Origin of the sequence: Nostoc sp., assembly GCF_036916985.1 — a bacterium.
GTDB lineage: Bacteria > Cyanobacteriota > Cyanobacteriia > Cyanobacteriales > Nostocaceae > Nostoc.
Map to the genome: position 1 here is coordinate 1 of NZ_JBALFD010000093.1, position 1,892 is coordinate 1,892.

At 39.9% G+C, this 1,892-nt stretch carries 3 protein-coding genes; 2 read left to right on the plus strand and 1 reads right to left on the minus strand.

The genetic code is table 11. The features are described 5' to 3' along the window. Window positions 1-96 precede the first annotated feature (96 nt). Window positions 97-372, plus strand: coding sequence for a hypothetical protein (locus V7L07_RS30210; protein ID WP_335062989.1), 276 nt, complete (start codon window positions 97-99; stop codon window positions 370-372). Window positions 373-544: 172 nt separating this feature from the next. Continuing rightward, window positions 545-865, plus strand: coding sequence for a hypothetical protein (locus tag V7L07_RS30215; RefSeq protein WP_335062991.1), 321 nt, complete (start codon window positions 545-547; stop codon window positions 863-865). Window positions 866-1,136: 271 nt separating this feature from the next. Here V7L07_RS30215 and V7L07_RS30220 read toward each other — a convergent pair. Continuing rightward, on the minus strand, window positions 1,137-1,892 hold a 756-nt coding region (locus V7L07_RS30220; protein WP_335062992.1), incomplete at its 5' end, for an SDR family oxidoreductase.

Below are 1,892 nucleotides of genomic sequence, written 5' to 3' on the forward strand. Positions count from 1 at the left end.
TTTAATATTTTGGGAGAAGTTGTAGACGCAATTGTTCAGGTGGAACAAGCCACTCAACAGTAAACAGGAAGAATCTAAATTTAGAGGAGTAAGAAAATGACGTTAACTCTAGATAATCGTTCTCAAAATAAAGAATCGTCCTTAACTCAAGCATTGCGGCAAATACAGCAGTTAAATTCCAGGATTCAGGAATTAGAGCAGCTTCACCAAGACTATGTGCGTTCGCAACAGAATTTGATTAGTGCCATCGCGGAAATCTGTGTTTCTCCAATGCAGGAAATAGAGGCGCTGAGGATTTTGATTTATCGGGGAGAAGCACCTTGTCGGCGGTACTTGCGTTCGGTGCTTGTCAAACAAAGAAAGGCTTCTTGAGGATATGAATACATTCCGCAGCAATCTTAAGTGTGGCGGCTGGTTCCCTTTCCCCTTTTCCCTTCTTCATTCCTGACTTCTGACGAATGTATTCCAAAAAGCCAGAGCCATCTCAAGTTTCACATTCGAGTCAATAAACAATTCACCTTTGAACATTTTTGTAGAGGTACAAATGGAAACTCCAAAAGTTGTCACTATTCCCAATTACTGGACATCACCCAAATATTCGTTAGGGCAAAGAACTAAACAAGGAGTGATTGTTGGGATTCAGTATTATCCACCCAATAATCTATTGACTGGCTTGTGTAATGAATCTTGGCGTTATGCTGTCCTAGATAAAAACGATATTTCCGAAGTGTCACATCTTGAAGAGCAGAAGATTCAGCCACTTACATCACTTGAATTACGTGCTGAACTTGAAGCTGAGATTGAAGTGTATCAGCGTAAAATACTAATTCTCAAGTACCAAATAGGGGCAATATCTAATGCTTAAATCAGTATTCACGTACTAAGAAGCACCTCTAATAATAGATGACTTGATTAGAGTTAGAGCCGACTTTTCACGGAATATGGAAAAGTCAGAGTTAGAAGGATAATGCTCAACTTTTTACAAAATATGGCGATTCATCCCATTCCTTCAATGTATGGGATGAATCGCCATTCGCCCTAAGAATCAATACTCATTACTATCGAGTGTACGAAAATCGTGAGAAATTTGCGTAATGACTAATAACTTATGCCACTGCTTCAAATCGTGGTATAAGTTACCAAGCTACTGGTTCCCCAAGATGGAAAAACCCACCACTGGGGCCATCATTTGGCAATATCGCTAATTCAACACCAGTTTTCGCACCTGATGCGATGTCCATCATTGCACCTTCACCACCTAATTCCGTTTTTACCCAACCCGGATGAGCGCTATTAATTTTCACCGGAGTATTGCGTAACTCATGAGCTAAATGAATCGTAAATGAGTTCACTGCTGCCTTAGAAGCATTGTAAGCAAATGGTTTGGAATCATAGATGAATGAATTGGGGTCAGCATGAAGTGTTAACGAGGCTTCAATACTCGACATATTTACAATTCGACCGCTAGGACTATTCAATATTAACGGCAATGCTCGTTGAGTTAATTCCACTAAGCCAAAAAAGTTGGTGCTAAATGTCTGTCTAATAATGTCTACAGAAATAGAACTAGCATTACTGGTTAACCAATCACCATCTAAAAACACACCCGCGTTATTGATCAAGACATCAAGTTGACCAAAAGAGTTACTAATTTGTTGAACAGCAGATTCAATTTGAGTACTATCAGTAACATCCAGGGCAATTGGGTGAGCTATTACTCCTTCATTCTCTAAGTTACTCGCTGCTGTTTTAGCTGCATCTAAGTTTCGGGCCGCTATCAGAATTGTCAATCCATGTTGTCCGAGTTGGCGACTCATTTCCAGCCCCAGACCTTTATTTGCACCAGTAATCAAAGCTACTTTGTTCTTTAGTTCGTCCTGCACCATAATTAA

Coding starts and splice junctions, on each gene's coding strand:
- V7L07_RS30215 (WP_335062991.1), top strand. CDS start 545: ATGGAAACTCCAAAAGTTGTCACTATTCCCAATTACTGGACATCACCC.
- V7L07_RS30210 (WP_335062989.1), top strand. CDS start 97: ATGACGTTAACTCTAGATAATCGTTCTCAAAATAAAGAATCGTCCTTA.